Below are 15,452 nucleotides of genomic sequence, written 5' to 3'. Positions count from 1 at the left end.
CTCGTCCCCGCGAGGCCGGGCTCGAGGGCCGGCGTGAGGCAGGCCCCCTAGCCAGACCGGTACACCGCCGGGCCGGGCGGTCGCACCGACCCGCACCGGCTCGGCGACCGGGCGCACAGTACCCCGGGTGCGGACTCCGCACCCGGGGTACTTTCCTCGGCCGGTCGTGTCCCCGGGCGAACGCAGGCCGCCCGGCGCGAGACCCCGCCGCCCCGGCGGCCCGGCAGTAAGGTCGTCCGCACCGCGGAGCGCATCGACCCCGAGGGAGCACCCACATGGACGAGAACCTGCTCGACGAGCGGGACGCCGCGCGGCGGGTGGACGACGTCACCGCCGCACTGGACCGGCTGGCCGGCACCTTCGACCAGGAGGAGGACCTGACCGTCGCCCTCCAGCGCGTGTGCCGCCAGGCCATGCACGCCGTGCCCGACGCCGAAATCGCCGGCATCACCCTGCTGCGCGACGGCAACCCCTACACCGCCACCGCCACCGATGACGCCGCGTACCGCATCGACCAGGCCCAGGACTCCGCGGGGCGAGGTCCCGGACTGGAAGCGGCCCGGACCGGCGAGCTCCAGCGCGGCCTGGTGGCCGAAGCGGCCGGGCGCTGGCCCGAATTCGCCGCCGCCGCAACCGAATCCGCCGTGCTCGGCTACCTGTCCGCACCGCTGTTCGTCGACGACGGCTACCACGGCTCGCTCAACCTCTACGACACCGGCGGCAACAGCTTCGGCACCCTCGACGCGGCCCTGCTGGAGCTCTACACCACCGCGGCCGAGTCGGCGCTGCGCAGCACCCGGCGGCACCAGACCGCCCACGAGACGATGGTCCAGCTCCGCACCGCCCTGACCTCCCGCGCCGTGATCGACCAGGCCAAGGGCATCCTGATGGCCCTGCACGGCATCCCGGCCGACGACGCGTTCGCGCTGCTGGTCAAGGCTTCCCAGGAGCAGAACGTCAAGCTCCGCGACGCCGCGCAGGAATTCGTCGCCACCGCCTCCGCCTCCAGCGTGCCCGGCCAAGTCTGAAGCGCGGGCCCTTCCCGGCCACCGGTTGCCTCGAGCGACGACCGGCTCTCAGTGCCGGCAGGCGGTTGCTCCGTGACAGGAGATCATGGCCTGCAACGTGTCGTGCAGTTGCTGCGCCTTGTCCGCGGGTAGCTGGGCCGCCGTGTTGTGCAGCTCCTGAGGATCCGTGCTGCGGTCGTAGTACTCCTTCGTCCCGTCCTTGTACTCGACGTAGGTGTAAGTGGTGCTACGGATCGCTTCGTAGGTGCTCGGGTTGCCGCTGTGCTTCGTCGGCTTGTCCGGGTCGGCCTGGTCGAAGTCGGGCCCGTGGTGCTCGACCAGCCCGACCGTGCGCCACGCCGGGGGCGAAGTCCCGTTCAACAGCGGCACCAGGCTTTCGCCGTCGACCTCGGCCGGGGTGGCGGCACCGGCCAGGGCCTCGAAGGTCGGTCGCAGATCGACGTTCTCCGCCGGCTGGCTCACCGTCGCGCCGCTCTTGACGCCGGGTCCGCTGACCACCAGCGGCACGTGCACATCGGTGTCGAACGCGGTCTGCTTGCCGGGGGTGAGCCGGTACTCTCCCATGTGGTAGCCGTTGTCCGAGGTGAACACCAGATCGGTGTTGCCCCGCACGCCGGCTTTGTCCAGCGCGTCCTCGACGGTGCCGATCATCTTGTCGACCGACTGCACCGCCTGGGCCCGCTTGCGGAAGTCCTTGTCGATGCTCTGCTTTTCCGCGTCCGTCAACGGTGTACGGGACGCGAGCCACGAAGGGGCCGCGGACGGCAGCGTGTCGAACGCCGGTCCGCGCGGGGCGGTGAGGCCGGGGAACGCGTCGGCGTCACGGGGCGCCGGGGTGTACGGGCCGTGCGGGGCGAAGGTGGCGAGTTCGATGGCGAACGGCGTGTGCGCGGCCGCCGAGCCGGAGACGAACTGGGCGGCCTTCCCGGCCATCACGTCGACCAGGTAGTCCTCGGGCTTCTTGCCGTAGTGCTTGACCGTGCCGTTTTCGTTCAGGTCGTAGTTGAATTCGCCGTAGCCGTTGCCGGCGACGTCCCACTCGTTCCACCCCGGCGGGACCCCGTCGGTCTTGGGCTGGTAGCCGTTGAGGTACTTGCCCATCATCGCGGTGCGGTACCCGGCCTGTTGCAACGACGTCGCGTAGGTCGACTTGTCGTCGCCGCGGCCGTGGAAGACGCCGTAGCCACCGTCCTGGCCGCCGTTGGTGAACACGCCGGTGTCGTGCGGCATCATGCCCGTGAACAGCGACGAGCGCGACGGGCAGCACAGGGAGTCGGTCACGGTGTAGTTGGCGAACGAAGTGCCGGTCTTGGCCAGGTCCTGCACGTGCGGCAGGTACGGGAGCAGGTTCGTGGACAGGTCGTCGGTGAGCACGAGGACGAGGTTCGGCTTGCCTCCCGGCGGGCCGGCGGACCCGGGCGCGGCGGAGCTGCCGGCGGTGCAGGCGGCGGTCGAGGCCAGGGCCACGACCAGTGCCGCGGTCAGGAGCAGGCGGGCGCGTTGCGACATGCCCCCACGCTAGGAGCGCGAGCATCGGAGCCGGTCAGCGTTCTGTTCGGGTTCGGTAAAGATGCGCCCGGCCCGCACCGGTGGCTCGGCGTCCACAAAGGACCGCAGTCGGGGTCCGGCAGTGCGCGGGCACCACTCATCTTCACCGGTGCGCCCACCCGCGCAGGGCGGTGACCACCGAGACCGCGACCACGGCGTGCATCAGCATGAGCCCGGCGACGTTGGCGCCGGTCGCGCCGGCGTTGAGCTGCAGGAGGTCCGGGATCCAGGTCAGCACCAGCACCGCGGGCACGACCACGCGGAGCGCTTTCGGCGCGTACCGGCTGACCAGCAGGTAACCGGCGGTCCCGAGCAGGACGCCCAGCACGGTGAACGGCAGGTACTCCAGCGGCGAGAGCCCCACCCCGATCCCCCCGGTGTCCAGCGCGCCCGCGACCAGCGCGATGACCGCGTTCACCGCCATCGAAGCGACGGCGGCCAGGCCGAGGCGGGCCGCGATGGTGGGAACGGTGACGGTGGCTGCGGTCATCGCTGCTCCTCAAGTAGGTTGCGTGTGCAACCCAAATTAAGTGGGTTGCGTGTTGAAGTCAAGCGGGGCAGGCTGGCGCCGTGGTGCTCACGACCGGCGAACCGGCAGGCTGGCCCGAACCCGAAGAGGGCCGGGCCTGGATCAACCTGGTGAAAGTCCTGCTCGTCCTGCCCGGAGCGCTGGAGAGCCAGCTCCTGCGCGACTCCGACCTCACCCTGCTCGGCTACATGATCCTGTCCCGCCTCGCCGCGATCCCCGGCGAGACGCTGCGGATGAGCGAAGTCGCCGAGATGGCGAATGGTTCGCTCCCCCGCATTTCCCACGCCGTGACCAGGCTGGAGGACCGCGGCTGGGTCGAGCGAAGAGTGCAGACCGGTCGGGGCCGGCGCTTCACCCTCGTCAGCCTCACCGAAACCGGCCGCGCCCACGTCGAAGCCGCGGCCCCCGACCACGTCGCCACCATCCGCCGGCTGGCCGTCGAACCACTCGGCGACGACTTCCTCGCCGTCTGCACCGCGGCCGCGCGCATCGTCGAAACCCTCGGCCTTCCCACCTGACCGAGGGGTTCACCCGGGCGCCGCGATCCTCGCCCCGATCGCCACGCACGTCCTCGGGCGCCGAGAACCGGCCCGCCCGATCACCGCACTCCGCGTCGAGGACGAGCCCGCCGGGTCGCCGTCCGCGACCTCCCCCGGCCCGGCGGAGGCGCTAGTCCTGCGCCCGGGTCCCGCGGACGACCACCACCGGGCAGAGGGCGTACGAGATCAGGGACTGACTCGTCGATCCCAGAGCGAGCCCACCGAGTCCGCCGAGCCCGCGGCTCCCGACGACCAGCAGTTGCGCCCGGTCGGCGAGGTCGAGCAGCCGTTCGGCCGGGCGGCCGCTTTCGACCACGCGCTCGACGGCCACGTCCGGGAACTTCTCCGGCCAGCCGGCCAGGCGCTCGGCGAGCAGCTCGTGCTCCTGCTGCTCGCCGGCTTCGCGGCCGGTCTTCCAGCCGCGCTCCTGGAACAGCTCGGACAGGAACCCCTCGGCCCGGCTGTGCACCGCGATCAGCCGGGCCCGGCGCCAGGACGCCTCCTCGAACGCGGTCGCGATCGCGGCTTCGCTCAGCGGGGTGCCGTCGACCCCCACCACGACCGGCCCCTCCTTCGGCGCTTCGTCGTCCCCGACGTGCGGGCGAACCACGGCCACCGGGCACGGGGCGTGCGCGGCCAGCGCGACCGAAACCGAACCGAGCAGCACGCGTCCGAGCTCGCTGCGGCCCGGGGTGCCGAGTACGAGCATCGTCGCGCCGTCCGCCTCGGCGAGCAGGGCTTCGGCGGCCCCTTCGGCCCGGACCTCCGACTCCACCTCGACACCGGGCGCGGCATCCGAAGCCGCGTCGCGCGCTTCGGCGAGCACGCGCTCGCCCCGCTCGCCAATCGCTTCCTGGACCTGCTCGAACGTTGTGTCCGTCCCCGGGTAGAGCGTGGGCAGCTCGGGTAGGGCGTGGATCAAGCGAAGGCGCCGACGCCGTTCGCGCGCGACGAGCGCCGCCCAGCGGACCGCCGTGAGCGCCGCCCCGGAACCGTCGACACCGGCCACCACTGCTGAACCCGACCCGCTCATCCCGCCCTGCTTTCCCTCGGTGCACGGTCTTCACCGCGAAAGTACCGGCCGGACGGGAAAACACCGCCCGAAGTCACCCGCTCAGGGAACCTGGGCCAGGCCACGACCAGGTCCGCTGCGGCCGGGGCGAGCGCACGGGTTCCCCCGACCACTCCGTGGATCGCCCGGATCCTCCGTATCGGCGCGGGACGGGCAGAGCGAGCGGAGTCACGGGCGGGCGTCCGGCTCCGGACGGGCGGCGCGGGCGCGGCGGGTGGCCGTGCGTGGGCGGCAGGCGAACACCCCGATCGCGCCGAGCACGCTGAACGCGGTCGCCACCAGCACCGCGGAGTCGAACCCGCGGAGCAGGCCCGCCGGTCCCGCGGGCAGTCCGGGCCGGGTGGCGATGATCGCGACGACGGTCGTGCCGATCGCGGATCCGACGTACCGGGCGGTGTTGTTCGCCCCGCTGCCCATGGCCGCGCGCCCGGCCGGCACGCTCGCGACCGCCTCGCGGCCCAGCGCCGAGTTGACCACTCCGCTGGTGACCCCGGCGACCAGCAGCCCCGGAACGTAACGCCAGGGCGAGGAGTCCGGCGTGGCGCCGAGCAACAGCAACTGCCCGGCGGCGACCACGACCAGGCCGCCGCCCAGCTGGGCCCGGGCGCTGACCGACACCGGGATCAGGCGCGCCAGCAACGAGGTGACCACGCCGGTCGCCGACCAGGCCAGCAGCACCACCGCCGCGACCACCTCAGAGGCGCCCAGACCGCGTGACATCACCGTGAGCAGGAACGACGAGGTGGCGATGATCCCGGCCCCGGTCGCGAACGCGCCCAGCGTCGCGGCGAGGAACCGCGGGGACCGCAAGAGTGCCGGGTCGAGCATCGGCGAGGCCAGGCGGTGCTCCACCAGCAGCCAGACCCCGAGCAGCGCCAGGCCGCCGAGCACCAGCCCGACCACCAGCGGCCGGCCCGGTCCGCCGCGCGCCTCGACCAGCCCGGTCAGCAGCACCGCGACCCCGGTGGCCAGCAGCACCACCCCGGGCCCGTCGATCCGGCGGGGCTGCTCGGCGCGGGATTCCTGGAGCAGGAGCCGCGCTGCCACCGCGAGGACCACCGCGAGCCCGGCTTCCAGCCAGTACACCGAAGCCCAGCCCGCCAGCTTCTGCGCGCCGGTCGCGAGCAGCGGCCCGGCCGCGATCCCGGCCCCGAGCGACGCGCCCCAGATCCCGCTCGCCCGCCTCGCCTCCGGGCCGCCGGCGGGGACCACGTGGCCGATGAGCCCGAGCCCGGCGGCGATCAGCGCCGCCCCGCCCACCCCGGAGCCGATCCGCCCGGCGGTGAGCACCGCCGTCGTCGGGGCCACGGCGCAGACCACGGAGGAGGCGGCCAGCACCAGGCTGCCCAGCACCAGCGCGCGGCGCCGCCCGAGGTCGTCGGCGATCGCCCCGCCGGACAACAGCGCGACCGCGAGCCCGATGCTCATCGAGCTGAGGATCCACGCCTGTCCCCCCGGCCCGGAACCAAGCGCCGATGCCGTGACCGGCAACGTGGCGAGCGGGGTGGTGAAGGCGACCAAGACGAGGAACGTCGCCGCCGACGCGACGGTGACGGCTGCACCGGTTTCGGACCGCATGGTCCCGAATGCTAGCCCCGGGCCGACGGGACGGCCGCACTCTTTCCCCGGCTGGACTTCACCTCGGCGAGTCAGCCGACTTCCATCACCGGCTGGGCCCCGCTCGCGCGGCGCCCGCGAAGCAGAATTTCCCTGGTCAACCCGGGAAAATCGGCGGCGTGGTGGGTACCTCATCCCCATGACAGCGGAGCAGCGAAGACGGAGAGACGCACCCCTTCAGGACGGAGAGGAAGTCCTGTGGCGGGGTTCGTCGACCCCGATGCGAACAAAACGGGCGCAATTCCTCCTCGCGGCCCTGATCACCTTGTTCGTCGCGTACGTGAGCTCCGGTTTCCTCGTGGGCTGGTCCTCCTGGCTCGATTTCGCCTGGCTACCCTTGGTGCTGCCGGCGCTGCTGTCGGTGGACAAGAACCTGCTCACGCACGGCCGCTACCTCGTCACCAGCGAACGCATCGTCGTGGAAAGCCGTTATCTGCGGTGGTTCACGCTCCGCCGAGGAGAGTGGCTCCGCGACCTGGTCGCTCCGGACGTGCACGAACTCAAGGGCGCCGAGTTCGTCGAATTCGGCAACGCCAAGGAGAAAGCCTTCGCCGGTCACCGATCCGGCGGAGTGATGATCGCGCCCTTGCAGTTGCACGTCGGCGCCGAGTCGCCGGCCGTGCTCGGCATCGTGCGGGAGGCGTGGCGTCGCGCCCGCTCCACACCGGGGTGAGCGGGGCTCAGCCCATCCGGCCGATCGGGCTGCCGTCCAGGCCGTCCAGCAGGGTGGCCGCGTCCGCGTAGACCTTCACGGCGCCGGCCTCGGTGAGCTCCGCTTCGCTCGTGCCGCCGGACAGCAGTCCGATCGTCGGCACGGAGACCCGTTTCGCCGCCACCACGTCCCAGATCGAGTCGCCGACGAACACGGCGCGACCGGCCTCGACGCCCGCGCGGTCCAGCGCCACCTCGACCATGTCCGGCTCCGGCTTCGCCGTGTCGGCGTCGTCGCCCGAGACGATGCCGGCGACCTCGTCCCCCAGGTCCAGCACCTGCTTGAGCCGGTCCAGCTCGTCCGGGCCGGCCGAGGTGACCAGCAGCACCTCGATCCCCCGCGCACTGACCGCCTGCAGCAGGGACCGGGCCTGGTCGAACGGCCGCAGCGAGGACGCCGACTCCAGGTACAGCTCGCTGTGCCGCGCCTCGGCCCGCTCGCCCACCTTCTCGGCCATCCGGTCCCCGACCAGCTCGGACACCAGTTGCGCGGAGTCCATGCCGATCCCGCGGTGGACCCGCCAGGAGTCGACCGCCAGCCCGGACTCGGCGAACGCCCGCACCCACGCCTGCACGTGCAGGTAGTTCGAGTCCACCAGCGTCCCGTCGATGTCGAACAGCACCGCGGACTTGCTCATCCCGTCCTCCTCAGTCCCGGCCGGGTTCGACGGCCAGCAGGTCGATCACGTCGTGCAGGTTCTCGCGGCGGTCGAACGCGGCCCGTTGGCGCCGGGCGCCTCCGCCGTTCTCCCGGAGCCGGGCGAAACCCTGCTCGACGAACTCGTCGTCGCCGTATTCCTTGAGGGCCGGGCGGATCAGCTCCACGGTCTCCGCCCACTGGACCGCGACGGGGGCGAGGTAACCGGTCTTCGGATGCAGGACCTGCCCGGTGAACCCGTCCCGGGAAGCCCGCCACAGGTTGGCGCGCAACGCCTCCGAGGACAGCGCCGGAGCGGGGCGCCCGTCGCCGATCTCCTCGAGCGCGGTGCGGACGAGACCGCGGATCACCGCGGCGAGCAGGGCCGCCTCGTCGACGTGGGCCGCGACGTCACCGATCCGGAATTCCAGCGTGGGCTGGTCGTCCGAGAGCCGGATGTCCCAGTAAACCATGCCGCGGTCGATGATCGCGCCCGAGCGGAGCATGGTCTCCACTGTGGACTCGTACTGGTCCAGCGAGCCGAACGCGGGCGGCGGGCCGGCCGAGGGCCACCGGGACCACAGCGGGTAGCGCCAGCTCGCGTAACCGCTGTCGGCGCCGTCGGCGAACACGGAGTTCGCGGTGACCGTGAGCAGCAGGGGCAGCCACGGCCGGAGGTGGTCGATCAGCCGGACCCCGGTCTCCTTGTCCGGGATCGCCACGTGCACGTGGCACCCGCAGGTGGCCGCCACCCGCGCGGTGGCCCCGAACTCCGCGGCGGCCCGCTCGTACCGCGGGTTCGGCGTGATCTCGGGTGAACGCTCCTCGGCGAGCACCGGGCAGCCGATCGGCAGCAGCCGCAACTGCCGGTCGGCCGCCGTGCGGGCCAGCCGGCGCCGGAGACCGCCGAGCTGCTCGACGACCTCGTCGATGGACGAGCAGATGCCCGTGGCCGATTCGACCTGGCACCGGACCAGCTCCTGCTGGAGCTCCCCGTCCGGCGCATCGGTGCGCGTGGCCACGTCCGGCCCCTGCCGCGAAAGCCGCCCCGCCGCGTCCACCAGCAGGAACTCTTCCTCCACACCCAAAGTCAGTGCGCCGTGGCTGCCGTTCTCGACCCTCACCGGAGTGCTTCCCCCATCCTCGCTCGACCAGAACGAAGCGGGGATACCCCAGGTGGGAGCGGGGAAAACCCGGTTTCCGCCCCGGTGCGGATTTCCTTCCGACGAACTCGGCGGGCGTACGGGGGCAGCCAGTCGACCGAGGATCTGGCCGGAGAACACAGGTCCGCGAACCCTAGCTCTTCTTGAACCAGCTTTCCGAAATCGTCGCCACCGCCCCCACGAACAGTCCCACGGCCACGTACTGCATGAACCCCGCCCCCGGGACGGCCAACGCGATACCCAGGGCGGCCACGGCCAGGAGACCGGTGATCACCACCGACCACCAGGCGAACTTCTTCCGTTCTGCCACTTGATCACCACTCCGGTCGAAGAGCAAGCTGTCCTCGCGGTCCGGTCACCCCTTCTTGAGCTGCTTCCGGTTGGTCGCCAGCACCTCGTCCGACAGGGCCGGGGCCGCATCGGCGATCGCGCGCGAGACCACCAGCGAGCCGACCATTTGGCAGAACAGCCCCACGGCCCGTTCGCGCGCTTCGGCCGGTGAAAGCTCGGTGCCGGTCTGAGCGGCCCGCTCCAGCAGCATCTCCGCGATGGACTTGAAGTAGCCGTTCAGACCTCGCTCGTACTCGGCCTGGGCGGCGTGGCCGTGTCGGCCGGCGTCGGCGGCCAAGGCGGCCGAAGCGCAGCCCGCCTCCGGGTGGTCGCGGTGTTCGGCGGTCACGTAACCGTCGACCAGGTCGTGCAGGGCCGCGCGGGCGGAGCGCGGGTGGGCCTCGCGGATGGCCTCCAGTGCGCCGAGCGAATCGGTGAAGCCCTGGTGCAGGACCTCCAGCGCGAGCTCGTCCTTGGAGGCGAAGTGGTTGTAGAACCCGCCGTGGGTCATCCCGGCCGATTTCATCAGCTCTTCGATGCCGATGCCGTCGATACCCCGCAGCCGGAAGCCCGCACCGGCCGCGCCGACGATCTTCTCGCGGTTGAGCCGCTTCTGCTCTCGCGTGATCCGGGGCACTTCGGCCACCTCCCTGGGCGTCAGCTCCGATGTTACCCATCATCAAATTGGGTGTCCACGAGCCCGGCGGGCAGTCTATGATGTTAATCATCATCATAAGTCTCACCGAAGGAGCCCATCGCCATGACCGCAGACCGGCTGGACGGCGAATACGAGCCGAGCGCGAACGCCATGACCCGTGACCAGGTCGAGCTCTACGAGCGCACCGACGGACGCGAGGGCGCGACCATGGCAGGCCACCCCGTCGTCGTCCTGACCGTGCGCGGCGCCCGCTCCGGCAAGCTGCGGAAGGTGGCCCTGATGCGGATCGAGCGCGACGGCGTCTACGCGGTCGGCGCGTCGGCCGGCGGGCAGGACCGCCATCCGAGCTGGTTCCACAACCTGGTGGCCCACCCCACGGTTCAGCTGCAGGACGGCCCCGAGCGCCGGCTGATGACCGCACGGGTGGCCGAGGGCGCGGAACGGGAGAGCTGGGCCGAATACACCGAGCAGCTGTACCCCTTCTTCGCCGAGTATCGCCGCCAGGCCCTCGAGAACGGCAATCGAGAGATTCCGATGGTCCTGCTCGAACCTTGACCTCAGTCTGGATCGGACATTCCACAACGCGCTAGCATCAGGGCGTGGCCGACCGAAACCCGACGAACCCGAAACTGACCGGCAAAGGCCGGCGGACCCGCCTGCGGATCATCGAGGCGGCAGCCGAGCTGATGGCCGGGAACGGCGTGGCCGGCACGACCATCGAGGACGTCCGCCTGGCCGCGGGAGTCAGCACTTCGCAGGTGTACCACTACTTCGCCGACAAACGGGCACTGATCCTCGCCGTCGTCGACTTCCAGTCCGACGCTGTGGTCGGCGGTCAGGAGCCGATGTTCACCCGGATCGACTCCATGGCGGGCCTGCGGGCCTGGCGGGATTTCCTGGTCGAGCACCAGCGGCAGCGGCAGTGCCGCGGCGGCTGCCCGATCGGCGCTCTCGGCAGCGAGCTGGCCGAGATCGACGCCGGGGCGCGCTCGGACCTCGCGCGAGCGTTCCGGCGCTGGGAGCGCGGGATCCGCACCGGCCTGGGGAACATGCAGGCCCGTGGAGAGCTCCGGCCCGGCGCGGACGCCGGCAACCTCGCGATGACCGTGCTCTCCACCCTGCAGGGCGCCCTGCTGATGACCCAGCTCGAACGGGACACCAAACCGCTGGAGATCGCGCTGGACGGCGTGCTCGACTACGTGGAGAGCTTCACCGTAGCGGTCCGCACGGAGGGCTGAGACCGTTCAATTTTCTGGATTCGACATTCCATTTTTGTCCGGGCAGGGTGGACCGGGTACCCCGTCCGCCGCTCGGCCGGCGGCCCTCCGCGACGAAAGCGACAGCATGACCACCGACTCCCCCACCCCGACCATCGCCACCGAGACCGCCGCCCTGGCCCAGGGCATCTCCAGCCGGCTGCCGGCCGAGGTGCTGGCCACCTTCGCGGCCGAGCAGTCCGCGCTCGACCAGGCGGGCGTCCCCGGCGGGGTCGTCACCGCCGGTACGAAGCTGCCCGACGGTGAGCTGCTCGACGCCCACGGCTCGGCCACTTCCCTGGCCGCGGTCCGCGACGGCCGTCCCGCGGTGATCGCCTTCTACCGCGGCGCCTGGTGCCCGTACTGCAACATCGCCCTGCGCGTCTACCAGTCGAGCCTGGTGGGCGAGCTGACCCGCCGCGGCGCGGTGCTGATCGCGATCAGCCCGCAGGCTCCGGACGGTTCGCTGTCCATGCGGGAGAAGAACGACCTCACCTTCCCGGTCCTGTCGGACCCCGGCAACGCGATCGCGGCCCGGCTCGGCATCCTGACCGCGCCGACCGACGCGGTCCGCGCGGCGCAGGCCCGGCTCGGGGTCGACGTCGCGGCGGGCAACGCCGACGGCACCGCCACCCTGCCCATGCCGACGCTGCTCGTGGTCGACGCGGACGGCACCATCCAGTGGATCGACGTCACCCCCGACTACACGGCCCGCACCGAGGCCGGCGACGTGCTCGCCGCGTTCACCCGCACGATCGGCTGAGCCGCGGAGTGCTCCTCAGGAGCGAAGGGGGACGCGGTGCCGGCCGGTGACCGCAGCCGGAGATCGGGCCGGCCGCACGGCCAACGGCATTGCTGCGCGACCGTCGCCGGTCGAGGCCAAGGTGTTCGCCCGCAACGGGTATCGCAACGACCCGGCACCGTCCACTGTGGTCATCGCTCGTTCGACCACCCGGCCCCCCGAGCCCCCGGTGGCCCTGTCCGGCCGGGTCGAGCATCGAGGGGCCGACCGGGTCCGCCACCGGCGCGTCCGGCGCGAACCGGGCCGGCCGGTTCGGCATCCAGCTCACCTCGACGCCCACCTCACCGGCCGAACTTCGCGATGACCTCGGCGCCGAACTTCCGGATCGAGTCGAGCTTCGGGCCCACCTCGGCGTCGAAGCCGATGCCGTCGAACACCCACGGCATCGTGATGATGTCCGTGACTCCCGCCTCGGCCTGCTCGTGGTAGCCCTCGAGGCCGAACCGGTCGACGCACACGGCCTGGTACTCGAACGGGTCGTGCTCCCGGCCGCGTTCGGCCAGCAGTTCCTTGAGCCGCGCGACGGTGGTGCGCAGTTCCTCGAACGTCATCATCGCCGAGGACCAGCCGTCGGCGACCCGCGCGGCGCGGCGCAGGGCGACTTCGGTGTGGCCGCCGATGTAGAACGGCACCCGCTTCGGCGGGGCCGGGCTCATCCGGAGCTTGCCGAAGTCGAAGTACTCGCCGTGGTACTCGACCATGCCGCCGTCGAGGATCAGCCGCATCACGTCGATCGCCTCGTCCACGCGCCGGCCGCGCTTCTCGTACGGCGCCCCGCACCACTCGAACTCCTCCGGCGACCAGCCGACGCCGAGCCCGAGACCGAACCGGCCGCCGGTCAGCGCCGCGACCGAGTTCACCTGCCGGGCCAGCAGCACCGGGTTGCGCGAGCCGAGCTTGAGCACGGAGGTGTAGAACCCGATCCGCTCGGTCACCGCGCCCATCGAGGCGGTCGCGACCAGCGGGTCGACCCAGGGCGTGTCCGCGGTCCAGAACCGGCTGCCGTCCGGGGTGTACGGGTAGTCCGCGGACACCTGCTCCGAGTAGAACAGCGAGTCCGGCAGGACGATCGAGGAGAAACCGGCTTCCTCGGCGACGCGGGCGAGTTCGCCGAGCTGATCGAGGGGGTTCATCGCGATCGACAAGGAGAACTTCATTCCCGGACCGTAACCTGTTCTACTTTGCCCGGCCATCGCCCGAGCGGAGTGCTCCGCGTCACCGACTGGGAACCTCCGGGGCCTTGTCCGCGTTGTCCGGTTGATCAGGTGGCCGCCCGGCCACCGGCGTCCGCTCAACCCGTGGAGTGACCCATGAGCACCGCGATCCTGCTGATCGTGCTCGTCGCCGTCGTGGTCGGCGGCGGGCTGTACTTCTCGCGGTCGCGGGCCGCCGCGCGGCAGAGCGAGCTGGACGACGCCAAGGCCGACGCGCGCCGCCTGGTCGAGCGCCTCGGCGGCCAGGTGCTCAACCTCAGTGGCACCGACACCGCTTCGCAGCAGGCGATGGCCGATGCCAGCGAGAGGTACAACGCGGCCGGATCACAGATGGAGCAGGCGAAGACCGTCGAGCAGGCCCGGCTGGTCAAGGAGACCGCCGTCGAAGGCCTGTACTACGTCCGCGCGGCCCGGCTGGCCATGGGCCTGGACCCCGGTCCCGAGCTGCCGGAGGAACGCGAACGCGAGCGCGCGGGCAAGGTCACCGAGCACCGTGCGGTGGAGGTCGAAGGCGAGCACTACGAAGCCTCACCGGATCCCGGCCAGAACACCCCGTACTACTACCCCGGCGGCCGCGTGGCCGGCCGTCCGGTGCCGCAGGGCTGGTACAGCGAACCGTGGTGGAAGCCCGCGCTGGTGGCCGGTGCCTGGGGCCTGGGCTCGATGTTCCTGTTCAGCGCGATGTTCTCCGGAATGGGCGGCATCGCCAGCGCCTCGGCTTGGGAGTCGGGTTTCGACGCGGGCCAGCAGGACGCGCTCGACGCCGGCGGCGGGTTCGACGGCGGCGACGGCGGCTTCGACGGCGGCAACGACTTCGGCGGTTTCGACGGCGGCGGTTTCGACGGCGGCGGCGACTTCGACTTCTGATCCCCGATGACCCGGTGGCCCCCGCAGCTCCTTCGCCGCGGGGGCCACCGTCCATTCCGGACTCATCCGGTGATCGGCCGGATGCCCAGCAGCGTCCCGGAAAGGTGGGCGGCGCCCGCACTGCACAGGAAAGCGGCGAACGGCACGATGTCGTCGGCCTGCCCGACGCGCCCGCCCGGGTAGCGGGCGCTGACGCGGGCGATGTGCTCCTCGCTCGCGGCCACGCGCATGCCCGGGGTGTCGGTGAGGCCCGGGGCCAGTGCGACCGTGCGGATGCCCTGGTCGGCCAGTTCCTGGTGCACGACGTTGCTCAGCAGGTGCACCCCCGCCTTGGTGGCACCGTACGGGCCGCCGCCGGGGCCGGACCGGGTGCCGATCATGCTGCCGATGTAGATGATCCGGCCCCCGCCGCCCCGGATCATCACCGGCGCGAAGTGCTTGGTCACCAGGAAACAGCCGACCAGGTTGCTGTCGATGATGCGGCGCAGGTCGCTCAGCTCGAAGTCCAGCACCCGCATGGTCCCGCTCGGCGGCATCCAGCCGGCGTTGCTGATCAGGGCGTCGACCCGGCCCCAGTGCGCGTCGACGGTCTCGGCGGCCGCGCGGACCTGGTCCTCGTCCGAGACGTCGGCGACCACGCCGAGCGGCTTCGGCGCGCCGGGCACCCGGTCGACGATCTCGTCGACCGTGCTCGCGGCCTTGGCCTCGCTGCGGGCCACCACCGCGATCCGCGCGCCCTCGGCGGCCAGACCGAGCGCGAGCGTGCGGCCCAGGCCCTGGGCCGCACCGGTGATGACGATGACCTGGTCGCGAATGTCCACCTGCATGGCGTGCTCCTCCAAATTAATGGTCTTCAGCCTAAGTTTAGCCTAAAGACTAAAAGTGGGTACGCTGACTCCATGGCGGAAGGACGGCGGGAGGCGAACCGGGCCCGGATGCGGGCGCGGCTGTTGACGGCCGCGCTGAAGCTGTTCGGTGAGCGCGGCTACGAGGGCACGACCATCGACGACATCGCCGCGGAGGCGGACGTCGCCCGGCAGACCGTGCTCAACCACTACCCGCACAAGCGCGACTTCCTGCGGGAATGGGGCCAGGACCGCCGCGACCGGCTGCTCGCCGTCAGCGATTCGGACGAGCCCGCGCGCATCCGGCTGCACCGCTACTTCACCGCGCTGGCGGCCATGAACGAGCGCGAGCGCACCCTCACCCGGATGCTGCACGTGAGCCTGCGCCAGGACGAGGTGGCCGCCCACCAGCACCCGGTGCCGGAAGCGACCGTCGAAGCGATCAGCCAGGGCCAGGAGCGCGGCGAGCTTCGGGCGGATCTCCCGCCGCGCACCGTGGCCGAGGTGGTGACCGCGATCTACGGCGACACCCTGCGCCGCTGGCTGACCGGGGGGCCGCCGCCGTTCGACCTGGCCGCAGCGCTGGCGGAACGGCTCGACCTGCTGATGGACGGCCTCACCACCGGCTGAACCGGC

18 protein-coding genes are annotated in these 15,452 nt (G+C 71.7%); 8 read left to right on the top strand and 10 right to left on the bottom strand.

Annotated features, from left to right (window positions below; all coding sequences use genetic code 11):
* The first annotated feature begins 275 nt into the window (after positions 1–275).
* On the top strand, positions 276–1,028 hold the full coding sequence (locus NYF13_RS26700; RefSeq protein ID WP_315660503.1) for a GAF and ANTAR domain-containing protein: 753 nt from the start codon (positions 276–278) through the stop codon (positions 1,026–1,028).
* Between the two features lie 48 nt (positions 1,029–1,076).
* On the opposite strand, the gene NYF13_RS26695 is transcribed toward NYF13_RS26700, so the two are convergent.
* Positions 1,077–2,537 (bottom strand): sulfatase, encoded by a 1,461-nt coding sequence (locus NYF13_RS26695; RefSeq protein WP_315660502.1) that lies wholly within the window; start codon positions 2,535–2,537, stop codon positions 1,077–1,079.
* 142 nt (positions 2,538–2,679) lie between these two features.
* Entirely contained in the window at positions 2,680–3,066 is a 387-nt protein-coding gene (locus tag NYF13_RS26690) for a hypothetical protein (RefSeq protein WP_315660501.1), read from the bottom strand.
* Between the two features lie 80 nt (positions 3,067–3,146).
* Between NYF13_RS26690 and NYF13_RS26685 the strand changes: the two genes are divergently transcribed.
* Positions 3,147–3,623, top strand: coding sequence for a MarR family transcriptional regulator (locus NYF13_RS26685; RefSeq protein WP_315660500.1), 477 nt, complete (start codon positions 3,147–3,149; stop codon positions 3,621–3,623).
* A gap of 151 nt (positions 3,624–3,774) precedes the next feature.
* Here the strand turns inward: NYF13_RS26685 and NYF13_RS26680 are convergent, their stop codons facing one another.
* The gene (locus NYF13_RS26680; RefSeq protein ID WP_315660499.1) at positions 3,775–4,677 is read right to left on the bottom strand and encodes a universal stress protein; all 903 of its coding nucleotides are present in this window, start codon (positions 4,675–4,677) and stop codon (positions 3,775–3,777) included.
* 207 nt (positions 4,678–4,884) lie between these two features.
* Positions 4,885–6,294, bottom strand: coding sequence for an MFS transporter (locus tag NYF13_RS26675; protein WP_315660498.1), 1,410 nt, complete (start codon positions 6,292–6,294; stop codon positions 4,885–4,887).
* Between the two features lie 259 nt (positions 6,295–6,553).
* Between NYF13_RS26675 and NYF13_RS26670 the strand changes: the two genes are divergently transcribed.
* Entirely contained in the window at positions 6,554–7,006 is a 453-nt protein-coding gene (locus tag NYF13_RS26670) for a hypothetical protein (protein WP_315660497.1), read from the top strand.
* A 7-nt stretch (positions 7,007–7,013) separates the two neighbouring features.
* Here the strand turns inward: NYF13_RS26670 and NYF13_RS26665 are convergent, their stop codons facing one another.
* The 4 genes from NYF13_RS26665 to NYF13_RS26650 form a co-directional block, all read right to left on the bottom strand.
* The gene (locus tag NYF13_RS26665) at positions 7,014–7,682 is read right to left on the bottom strand and encodes an HAD family hydrolase (RefSeq protein WP_315660496.1); all 669 of its coding nucleotides are present in this window, start codon (positions 7,680–7,682) and stop codon (positions 7,014–7,016) included.
* A gap of 10 nt (positions 7,683–7,692) precedes the next feature.
* Positions 7,693–8,805, bottom strand: a complete 1,113-nt coding sequence (locus NYF13_RS26660) for a glutamate--cysteine ligase (RefSeq protein ID WP_315660495.1) — start codon at positions 8,803–8,805, stop codon at positions 7,693–7,695.
* A gap of 172 nt (positions 8,806–8,977) precedes the next feature.
* Entirely contained in the window at positions 8,978–9,154 is a 177-nt protein-coding gene (locus NYF13_RS26655) for a hypothetical protein (protein WP_315660494.1), read from the bottom strand.
* A 45-nt stretch (positions 9,155–9,199) separates the two neighbouring features.
* Positions 9,200–9,811, bottom strand: a complete 612-nt coding sequence (locus NYF13_RS26650; RefSeq protein WP_315660493.1) for a TetR/AcrR family transcriptional regulator — start codon at positions 9,809–9,811, stop codon at positions 9,200–9,202.
* Positions 9,812–9,934: 123 nt separating this feature from the next.
* Here NYF13_RS26650 and NYF13_RS26645 point away from each other — a divergent pair, with 123 nt between their 5' ends.
* The 3 genes from NYF13_RS26645 to NYF13_RS26635 all read left to right on the top strand — a co-directional run bounded on the left by NYF13_RS26645 (position 9,935) and on the right by NYF13_RS26635 (position 11,851).
* Positions 9,935–10,387, top strand: coding sequence for a nitroreductase/quinone reductase family protein (locus NYF13_RS26645; protein ID WP_315660492.1), 453 nt, complete (start codon positions 9,935–9,937; stop codon positions 10,385–10,387).
* A gap of 44 nt (positions 10,388–10,431) precedes the next feature.
* Positions 10,432–11,070, top strand: coding sequence for a TetR family transcriptional regulator C-terminal domain-containing protein (locus NYF13_RS26640; protein WP_315660491.1), 639 nt, complete (start codon positions 10,432–10,434; stop codon positions 11,068–11,070).
* Between the two features lie 106 nt (positions 11,071–11,176).
* On the top strand, positions 11,177–11,851 hold the full coding sequence (locus tag NYF13_RS26635; RefSeq protein ID WP_315660490.1) for a peroxiredoxin-like family protein: 675 nt from the start codon (positions 11,177–11,179) through the stop codon (positions 11,849–11,851).
* A gap of 320 nt (positions 11,852–12,171) precedes the next feature.
* On the opposite strand, the gene NYF13_RS26630 is transcribed toward NYF13_RS26635, so the two are convergent.
* The gene (locus NYF13_RS26630; RefSeq protein ID WP_315660489.1) at positions 12,172–13,047 is read right to left on the bottom strand and encodes a TIGR03619 family F420-dependent LLM class oxidoreductase; all 876 of its coding nucleotides are present in this window, start codon (positions 13,045–13,047) and stop codon (positions 12,172–12,174) included.
* Between the two features lie 153 nt (positions 13,048–13,200).
* On the opposite strand from NYF13_RS26630, the gene NYF13_RS26625 reads away from it, so the two are divergent.
* A complete protein-coding gene (locus NYF13_RS26625; RefSeq protein ID WP_315660488.1) occupies positions 13,201–13,971 on the top strand; it encodes a hypothetical protein in 771 nt (256 codons plus the stop codon).
* A 62-nt stretch (positions 13,972–14,033) separates the two neighbouring features.
* On the opposite strand, the gene NYF13_RS26620 is transcribed toward NYF13_RS26625, so the two are convergent.
* Complete coding sequence (locus tag NYF13_RS26620; protein ID WP_315660487.1) at positions 14,034–14,798, bottom strand: SDR family oxidoreductase; 765 nt, start codon at positions 14,796–14,798, stop codon at positions 14,034–14,036.
* A gap of 72 nt (positions 14,799–14,870) precedes the next feature.
* Between NYF13_RS26620 and NYF13_RS26615 the strand changes: the two genes are divergently transcribed.
* Positions 14,871–15,446, top strand: coding sequence for a TetR/AcrR family transcriptional regulator (locus NYF13_RS26615; protein ID WP_315660486.1), 576 nt, complete (start codon positions 14,871–14,873; stop codon positions 15,444–15,446).
* Positions 15,447–15,452: the final 6 nt, after the last annotated feature.

It is taken from the genome of Amycolatopsis sp. PS_44_ISF1 (genome assembly GCF_032335455.1).
GTDB lineage: Bacteria > Actinomycetota > Actinomycetes > Mycobacteriales > Pseudonocardiaceae > Amycolatopsis.
This window is presented reverse-complemented; position numbering and strand designations above follow the sequence as displayed.

What these genes read in the sequence shown, in the direction of transcription:
- NYF13_RS26700 (WP_315660503.1), top strand. Translation starts at nt 276, where the DNA reads ATGGACGAGAACCTGCTCGACGAGCGGGACGCCGCGCGGCGGGTGGAC.
- NYF13_RS26695 (WP_315660502.1), bottom strand. Translation starts at nt 2,537, where the DNA reads ATGTCGCAACGCGCCCGCCTGCTCCTGACCGCGGCACTGGTCGTGGCC.
- NYF13_RS26690 (WP_315660501.1), bottom strand. Translation starts at nt 3,066, where the DNA reads ATGACCGCAGCCACCGTCACCGTTCCCACCATCGCGGCCCGCCTCGGC.
- NYF13_RS26680 (WP_315660499.1), bottom strand. Translation starts at nt 4,677, where the DNA reads ATGAGCGGGTCGGGTTCAGCAGTGGTGGCCGGTGTCGACGGTTCCGGG.
- NYF13_RS26675 (WP_315660498.1), bottom strand. Translation starts at nt 6,294, where the DNA reads ATGCGGTCCGAAACCGGTGCAGCCGTCACCGTCGCGTCGGCGGCGACG.
- NYF13_RS26670 (WP_315660497.1), top strand. Translation starts at nt 6,554, where the DNA reads ATGCGAACAAAACGGGCGCAATTCCTCCTCGCGGCCCTGATCACCTTG.
- NYF13_RS26665 (WP_315660496.1), bottom strand. Translation starts at nt 7,682, where the DNA reads ATGAGCAAGTCCGCGGTGCTGTTCGACATCGACGGGACGCTGGTGGAC.
- NYF13_RS26645 (WP_315660492.1), top strand. Translation starts at nt 9,935, where the DNA reads ATGACCGCAGACCGGCTGGACGGCGAATACGAGCCGAGCGCGAACGCC.
- NYF13_RS26635 (WP_315660490.1), top strand. Translation starts at nt 11,177, where the DNA reads ATGACCACCGACTCCCCCACCCCGACCATCGCCACCGAGACCGCCGCC.
- NYF13_RS26630 (WP_315660489.1), bottom strand. Translation starts at nt 13,047, where the DNA reads ATGAAGTTCTCCTTGTCGATCGCGATGAACCCCCTCGATCAGCTCGGC.
- NYF13_RS26625 (WP_315660488.1), top strand. Translation starts at nt 13,201, where the DNA reads ATGAGCACCGCGATCCTGCTGATCGTGCTCGTCGCCGTCGTGGTCGGC.
- NYF13_RS26620 (WP_315660487.1), bottom strand. Translation starts at nt 14,798, where the DNA reads ATGCAGGTGGACATTCGCGACCAGGTCATCGTCATCACCGGTGCGGCC.
- NYF13_RS26615 (WP_315660486.1), top strand. Translation starts at nt 14,871, where the DNA reads ATGGCGGAAGGACGGCGGGAGGCGAACCGGGCCCGGATGCGGGCGCGG.